Source organism: Streptomyces europaeiscabiei (assembly GCF_001550375.1).
Classification (GTDB): domain Bacteria; phylum Actinomycetota; class Actinomycetes; order Streptomycetales; family Streptomycetaceae; genus Streptomyces; species Streptomyces europaeiscabiei.
The window spans coordinates 1-7,018 of the sequence record NZ_LRTR01000312.1; the positions used below are offsets into that span (position 1 = coordinate 1).

Below are 7,018 nucleotides of genomic sequence, written 5' to 3' on the forward strand. Positions count from 1 at the left end.
GGCTGGGGCCGGTGGGCAGTCGTCAGTGGTCGGCGGGAGCGCGCTTGGGGTCGGCGCCCGCCCCGCGGGCGAGGCGAGCCTCCAGCGCCGTCCGGCAGTCCGGCCACTCCGTCGCCGTGATCGAGAAGATCGCGGAGTCGCGGAGGCGGCTGTCCTCCCCCGGTGCCCAGGAGCGGGACCAGTTCCGCAGGACGCCCTCGAAGCGGGCGCCCACCCCTTCGATCGCGGCCCTCGAACGCCCGTTGCGCGCATCCGTCTTCAGGTCGACGCGTGCGACATCCCACCGCTCGAAGGCATGCCGGAACAGCAGGTACTTGGCCTCGGTGTTCAGCCCCGTCCCCTGGGCCGACGCCGCGAGCCAGGTGTAGCCCACCTCGATGGCGCACAGCCCGCCGCCCCCCGTCGGCCACAGCCGAGGATCCAAGAAGCCAGTGGCCCCGACCGCCCGCCCCGACGCCCGCTCGACCTGCGCGTACGGGACCAGTTGCCCGTCGGCGGCACGGGTGAGTTGCGCGTCGACGTACGCCTCGATCTCGGCCGCCCTGGGCACCCACGTGAACCGGTACGAACTCCGGTCCTCCTCAGCCGCCACGGCCAGATCCGCCGCGTGGCGGTGATCCAACGGCTCCAGGCGCACGCGCGTGCCCTCCAGAACCGCTCCCTCAAACCTGAAACTCATCTGCCGCCAACGCCAATCGAGTGCCGGTACAGCGTTCATGGTGCGTTCGCGCCCGGCGTGCGGCTGTGCACCGCCCGGGCCCCGACGGCACAGCGTTCCAGAGCGGTGGTGCCGTGTCGCGTGAATTCGGTTCGGGGGAAGGGCGGGCCGGTGCCGGTGCGGGCGCTCTCCGGATGGTCGGTGGTGGGACTCGCCCCCTGCCGTGGGCCGCATGGCTGACGCGATCCCGATTCAGTCGGCCTCGGTGTCGGATCACCCGGTACCGACCGCCCGGCCCGCTTCAGCGAAGATGCGGGGACACCGGGAATTCAGGTGTGAATCAGCTCCAGCGCCTGCTTCAGGTTGTACTCGGCGATGCCCGCCATGAACGCCCGGTCAGGGAAGTCCCCGTCGAGCAGCCGCAGCGGCCCCGCCGTCAGCGAGAGCCGCTGCGCGAGCATATAGAGCGCGAGCCGGTCCTCGTCCAGTCCGGCCACCCACAGCGGCCGGTACGCGTCGTGCAGGCGGATCCGTAGAAACACGTGCTCCCACTCGACGTCGAAGTACATCAATCCCTCGATGTCGATCACCACGGGGTTCCCATCCGCGTCCACCCGCACGTGGTCGGGCCCCAGTTCGCCGTGTACGACCGCGTGGTCCGCGCGTGGCCGCACCGCCGCCGCCAGGTCCAGCAGCCGCTCCTCCAACTGGTGCCGGGCGTCCGCGATCCGCGGATCGCGGGAGGCTGCCTCGGCGAGGTCCCGCAACGCTCGGTCGAGGACCACCCCCTCGCAGGACGTACCGCGCGACGTTCCTCCTCCGTCGACCACGGCGACCTTGCCGTACGCGGGCGCCCGGTGAAGCCGCATCGCCTCCAGGAACTCCGCGAGCCGGGCCATGACCGGAGCGGCCCCGCGCCGGTCGCGCGCGAGCAACTCCTCCAGACTCTCGCCTGGAAGGTCCTCGACGATCGCAAGGTCGGCCGGACAGTGGGCGCCGTCACGATCGACGAGACGGATCGCCGGAACGCGGACGCCGAGGGCGTCCAGCCGCGCGTGTGCGGCCTCGAAGATATCGAGCCCGAGGCCGGGCGAGAACGGGTCGGTGAGGTCGTCGTCGCCCTCGGCGGCGGGCCAGTAGTTCTCGGCGACGTCCCACAGGTAGGCGATCGCCGTCGTCGCGTCGTCCATCACCAGGCGGTACACGCCCTTCTTACTACCGCCCGCGACACGCTCGACCACCTCCAGCCGCCGTCCGCCGCCCAGCGCGGCCCGCGCCGCACCCGCCAACTGCTCTCGCGTCACTGACCTGGATGCCACGTTCCGAACCGCCTCTCCGCCACGACAGTCCGCGCACCCTACGGGTGCATCGACGTGGGGGCGATCGGTTTCTTCCGGATCCGAGCACGCGCCGGCTCTGGTCCCGGCTGAAGCAACCTGTTCGGGGGAGCGGTGGTCTTACGGGGCGTCGTGTCCGGAGGGTCGGCCTCCGTCGACTCGTACGGCGACCGACCGGAAGGACGCAGTCCGTGGAACGCGACCCCGACCTCTGCCTGCACGTTCCCAAGGGCTTCGACGACTCCGATGCCGAGAGTCAGGTGCATCCCATGGCCAGGAAGCTGTTCCCGGCCACCAGCGCCGCGGACGCCTTCAGGAAGGCCCACGAGTGGGTGGGGGAGCACGACGTCTTCCTGGTGGACGTGTCATGGGACTTCGCGTACGACGAGGACGAGCCCTACACGCTGAGCGTTTACTTCACGTTCGAGCTGGAGCCCGAGGACACCTGACTCGCAACTGCCTAGCCGCGCAGGTCCACCCGTACCGTCAGCAGGTGCGACCCCAGCACCCGTACCGCCGCGCTGTTCATGCGGGGCAGGGTGCGCAGGCGGGCCACCGGGTCGTCGTCCGGGAGGAGGTGGGCCGTGCCCTCGTGCCAGCGGCCCCGGAGGCGGACGCGGACCGAGGGGTCGGCCTTGATGTTGCGGACGTAGTGGGACTTCTCGCCGTACTCGGAGACCAGCCAGAACGTGTCGCCGACGCGTCGGCCGCCGATGGGCGTGCGGCGGGGGAGGCCGGAGGTGCGGCCCGTGGTCTCCAGGACGGTCTGGAGCGGGACGCGGCGCAGGACCGGGTTGGCGACGTGGCGTTGGAAGGCTGTGACGACACGTTGTTTGAGTGACATCGGCTTGGGTTTCCTCGGGGTGTGGGAAGGACGGACTACAGGATCGGGTACGGGGCGAAGGTGGTGGGTGGCCGGTGCGGGTCGTGACGTGGAACCTGTGGTGGCGGTTCGGACCGTGGCAGGAGCGGCAGAAGGCGATCCTCGCCGTGTTGCGTGAACTGCGGCCCGACGTGGTCGGGTTGCAGGAGGTCTGGCAACGGGACGGGGAGAACAGGGACGGCGGGGACAACGGGGACGGCGGGGGAAATCTGGCCGGGTGGCTCGCCGGGGAACTCGGGATGCACTGGACCTGGGGCGCGTACGGCGACGCCGCGCGCTGGCAGCGGCGGATCGGGGACCCGGACGTCGGGATCGGTAACGCCGTGCTGAGCCGGTGGCCCGTCCTGGAGCGGGACGCGATCGGGCTGCCGACGGGTGAGGGCGGCAGCACACGCGGCGCCCTCTACGCCCTCCTCGATGCCCCCGGCGCACCCGTCCCCTTCTTCACCACCCACCTCAGCTCCGCGACCGACGCGTCCGCGGAGCGCTGCCACCAGGTCACCGCGCTCGCCGAGTTCGTGGCCCGCCACCGGGACCGGGGCGCCCACCCGCCGGTGATCACCGGGGACTTCAACGCCTGGCCCGACTCCGACGAGGTCCGGCTCTTCGGCGGTTACAGGACCGCGCCCGCCGCGCCCGGACAGTGCTTCTTCGACGCCTGGGAGTACGCCGAGCCGGGCGCGCCGTCGGCCACCTGGGACGTGGCGAACCCCTACGTCGCCGGGACGTTCGGGCCGAGCGTGCGGGTCGACTACATCCACGTCGGACCACCGGGCCCCGGCGGCATCGGGCACGTGCGCGCCGTACGCAGGGCGGGCGACGGCCCCGTCGACGGCGTATGGCCCTCCGACCACATGGCCGTCGTGGCCGACCTGGCGGACGGGGCGGAGGCCGGAGTGGTGGCCGGGGTGGAGGGCGGGGCCGGGGCCCACTGAGGACCCCGGACACCCGCGCCGCCCACGTGGACTACGGCTTCCTGCCCAGCCCCCCGTGCTGCCCGATCGGCTTCGGCTCGCCCGCGTCCGGGGCGTCCGGGCGCCACAGCGGTACGGAGACGATGCCGGGGTCGACCAGGTCGAGGCCGTCGAAGTAGCCGGTGATCTGGTCGACGGGGCGGAGGAAGTACGGGACGGCACCGGTCTCGTTGTAGGCGTCCTGCGCCCGCTCGTACTCGGGATCGGTGCCCCGGGAGCCCTCGTTGATGTTGAGGTAGCTGCCGGAGGGAAGGCCGGCGAGGAGGCGGCGGACGATGTCGCGCGCCTCCTCGTAGTCGCGGACGTGGCCGAGGATGCCGCTGAGGATCAGAGCCGTGGGCCGGGACAGGTCCAGCGTCCCGGCGGCGGCCTCCAGGATGCGGTCCGTGTCGTAGAGGCTGGCGTCGACGTACGCGGTGGCGCCCTCGGGGGCGGAGTAGAGCAGCGCGCGGGCGTGCGCGAGGACCATCGGGTCGTTGTCGACGTAGACGATCCTCGCCTCCGGCGCGCTGCGCTGGGCGACCTGGTGGGTGTTGTCGGCGGTGGGCAGGCCGGTGCCGACGTCCAGGAACTGCCGGATGCCCTCCACCTCCACCAGGTGCCGGATGCTGCGCCGCAGATACGCGCGGCTGCTGCGGGCGATGGTCACGATGCCGGGGAAGGCGCCGGCGTACGCGTCGCCGGCCGCCTCGTCCACCGGGTAGTTGTCCTTGCCGCCCAGCCAGTAGTTCCAGATGCGGGCGGAGGCGGGCACCGAAGTGTCGACCTTCTCCTTCGCCGCCGGAGCCGCCGCCGGGTCGGGCGTGGTCGCGTGATCGGTCATGGGCGCCGTCTCCTCCGCCGTGCAGGTGCGTCCACGCGAACGGACGTAGCCGTACAGACGCACGTGATGTGTCGAACCAAACCTAAGGCCCAACACAGGTATTTCGTACGCGGGTTCCCCCTACGTTCGCCGGACCTTCCGGCTGGCTGCTGTCCCCGCCCTATCCCCGCCCGAGGAAGATCGGGTTCGTGAAGGCCGCGAGCGGCCCCGGGAAGCCCGGCACGATCGGCGGTCGGCGGACCTCGGCCCGTACGTACGCCGCGTACGAGGCCGTCGTACGCCACTGTGCCGAGCCGGTGCCGGACTCCGGGAGCGGGGCCGAGGTGAACAGCGTGCCCTGGTCGGTGACGAAGCGGATGGTGCAGCCGGCGGAGCCCGTCGCCTCCAGACGGACGGTGACCGGGGTGTCGGGGGCCGCCTTCAGCCGCTCACCGATGCCCGCGTGCTCGCCCCGCGCCCCGGACGCCGAGAACGACACGGACACGTCCTTCGACTCGGCGACGTACGAGCGGCCGGCCCGCAGGCCCTCCTGGATGGCCTCCCTGGTCAGGTCGTCGGCGAGGACCACCGTCTGGGGGCGGCCGACGGGGTCGGGGTCGCGATGGGCGTCGCTGTTGCCCATCGCCGGGATCCAGCCGCGGCCCTCCTTCACGGACGCCACGAGCATGCCGTCCCAGTCGGCAAGCGCCACCTCGTCCTCCGGCGAGTACGCGCCGTTCCACACCTCCACCGCGTCCGCCTCGCCGAAGCCGAACTTCCAGTTGCAGCCGATGCAGGTGGCGTGCGGGTGGGCCGGGACGACCAGGCCCCCGGCACGGCGGATCTGCCGGGCGTACTTGCCGAACCGGTTGTCCCGGGCCCGGTAGCGCCAGTCGACGAACGTCCCCGGGTCGACGCCGAGCGCCACCACGTGACCGTTGCGCGTGGTCACCTCCTCGCCCAGCAGAATGAGGAGGTCGTCACCCGCGTGCTCGGCCCAATGGGCGTGCGCGGACTGGGTGTTGTGCTCGGAGCTGTTGATGAAGTCCAGGCCCGCCGCGCGCGCCAGCGCCGCCAGCTCGGCGAGCGTACGACGGCCGTCGGAGTACCAGGAGTGCAGATGACAGTCGCCCCGGTACCAGGCCCGGCCCCGCCCCTTGGCCCGCTCCGGCGGGTACACCGGCTTCACCGGCGTGGCAGGCGTGCCGTAGGTGAGGGTGATCGTGATCTCGTACGGCAGCCCGTCCGGCGCCACCGTGTAGGGGCCCAGCGCGATGTGCCAGGTGCCGGGGCGGACCGGGCCGGGGAGGTAGCCCGGGGTCGCCTCGTCCGCCCGGACGAAGAACTCCGTGCGGGCGCCGCCCGACCAGCCCCGGAAGCCCTTGCCGCCGAGTTCCGTGCCGCGCTCGTCGAAGACACCGATGTCGAGCGCGTTGCCCAGGGTGCCCGCCGGGACGCTCGGCCTCTCGTAGTTGTACGAGACCTTCAACTCCCGTACTCCTGACGGCACTTCGACCGGCAGATACACGAAGTCGGGGGATCCGGTGGGGAGGGTCCCCCGGATGGTCTTCGTCTCCTGGTCGCCGTCCGCGGCCTCGGCGCCGCTCGTCCCAAAGGTCACGCTTCCCAACGTAAGCGCGGCCGCCGCCGACGTCACGAACAGCGCGCGCCTTCCGAGTCCGTTCCCGTCACCGTGGTGGTCGTCGCACATGCTGCTGCTCCCCAGGTCGGTCGTGAGTGACATGGCGTGGGTGGTGCAGGGGTGGTGCGTGACACCTTCCTATGCGGTGGTGAACTGCGGGGCAAGGGAAGGAAATCGCCGGTTTTCCTTACGGCGGTTTTCCATACGCCGGTCTTCCTTGGGCCGGATCTCCTTGGGCCGGATCTCCTTGGGCCGGATCTCCTTGCGCCGGATCTCCTTACGACGTGCAGACGTCGGTCAGTTCGTCGGCGGCCGCGTCGATCCTGCTGGGGTCGGGGTCGGGGTCGGGGTCGGGGTCGGGGTCGGGGTCGCCGTCGAGGACGGCCCTGTTGTAGTTCTGGACCGCCTGGGCGAGGTCGTCGACCGCCTGGTCGATCTTGCTGTCGTCGCTGTCCGAGGCCCGGTCGGTGATCTCGGCGAGGTTCTTCTCGATGGTGTCGATGGTGTCGATGGATTCGCCGGTGCGGGCGGGGTCCGCCGCGCCTCCAATCCGGCCCGGTGGATGTCCCTGAGGCTCTCGGAGATCGTGTCCGCGTTCGAGACACAGTCCAGGGAGTCGCCGAACTCGCAGCCGGTGAGCAGCCCGGCGGAGAGGGCGAGGGCGGCGATACGGCTTCGACGGCCCCGAGTGCTTCGGCGGGGGTGGCGGGGGTGGCGGGGGT

General features: G+C 71.6%; 7 protein-coding genes and 1 pseudogene. 2 read left to right on the plus strand and 6 right to left on the minus strand.

The genetic code is table 11. The annotated features are described in order from the left end of the window. Positions 1-22 precede the first annotated feature (22 nt). Both AWZ10_RS15075 and AWZ10_RS15080 read right to left on the minus strand, forming a co-directional pair. Positions 23-679 carry a GNAT family N-acetyltransferase gene (locus tag AWZ10_RS15075; RefSeq protein WP_060891299.1) on the minus strand — a complete coding sequence of 219 codons (657 nt, stop codon included), beginning with the start codon at positions 677-679 and terminating at the stop codon, positions 23-25. Between the two features lie 308 nt (positions 680-987). Further along, entirely contained in the window at positions 988-1,962 is a 975-nt protein-coding gene (locus AWZ10_RS15080) for a phosphotransferase family protein (protein ID WP_060891300.1), read from the minus strand. Between the two features lie 224 nt (positions 1,963-2,186). Here AWZ10_RS15080 and AWZ10_RS15085 point away from each other — a divergent pair, with 224 nt between their 5' ends. Beyond that, entirely contained in the window at positions 2,187-2,444 is a 258-nt protein-coding gene (locus tag AWZ10_RS15085) for a hypothetical protein (protein ID WP_046709354.1), read from the plus strand. Between the two features lie 11 nt (positions 2,445-2,455). Here AWZ10_RS15085 and AWZ10_RS15090 read toward each other — a convergent pair whose 3' ends face one another. After that, positions 2,456-2,839 (minus strand): nitroreductase/quinone reductase family protein, encoded by a 384-nt coding sequence (locus AWZ10_RS15090; protein ID WP_046709355.1) that lies wholly within the window; start codon positions 2,837-2,839, stop codon positions 2,456-2,458. 74 nt (positions 2,840-2,913) lie between these two features. Between AWZ10_RS15090 and AWZ10_RS15095 the strand changes: the two genes are divergently transcribed. Further along, entirely contained in the window at positions 2,914-3,813 is a 900-nt protein-coding gene (locus AWZ10_RS15095; protein ID WP_060891301.1) for an endonuclease/exonuclease/phosphatase family protein, read from the plus strand. Between the two features lie 31 nt (positions 3,814-3,844). Here AWZ10_RS15095 and AWZ10_RS15100 read toward each other — a convergent pair whose 3' ends face one another. The 3 genes and pseudogenes from AWZ10_RS15100 to AWZ10_RS51495 all read right to left on the minus strand — a co-directional run. Further along, positions 3,845-4,675 (minus strand): SAM-dependent methyltransferase, encoded by an 831-nt coding sequence (locus AWZ10_RS15100; protein ID WP_046709323.1) that lies wholly within the window; start codon positions 4,673-4,675, stop codon positions 3,845-3,847. A 160-nt stretch (positions 4,676-4,835) separates the two neighbouring features. Then, a complete protein-coding gene (locus AWZ10_RS15105; protein ID WP_208618500.1) occupies positions 4,836-6,365 on the minus strand; it encodes a CehA/McbA family metallohydrolase in 1,530 nt (509 codons plus the stop codon). A gap of 208 nt (positions 6,366-6,573) precedes the next feature. Then, a pseudogene (locus AWZ10_RS51495) lies at positions 6,574-7,018 on the minus strand (hypothetical protein); the annotation flags it as partial.

Coding starts and splice junctions, on each gene's coding strand:
- AWZ10_RS15105 (WP_208618500.1), bottom strand. CDS start 6,365: ATGTGCGACGACCACCACGGTGACGGGAACGGACTCGGAAGGCGCGCG.
- AWZ10_RS15090 (WP_046709355.1), bottom strand. CDS start 2,839: ATGTCACTCAAACAACGTGTCGTCACAGCCTTCCAACGCCACGTCGCC.
- AWZ10_RS15075 (WP_060891299.1), bottom strand. CDS start 679: ATGAGTTTCAGGTTTGAGGGAGCGGTTCTGGAGGGCACGCGCGTGCGC.
- AWZ10_RS15100 (WP_046709323.1), bottom strand. CDS start 4,675: ATGACCGATCACGCGACCACGCCCGACCCGGCGGCGGCTCCGGCGGCG.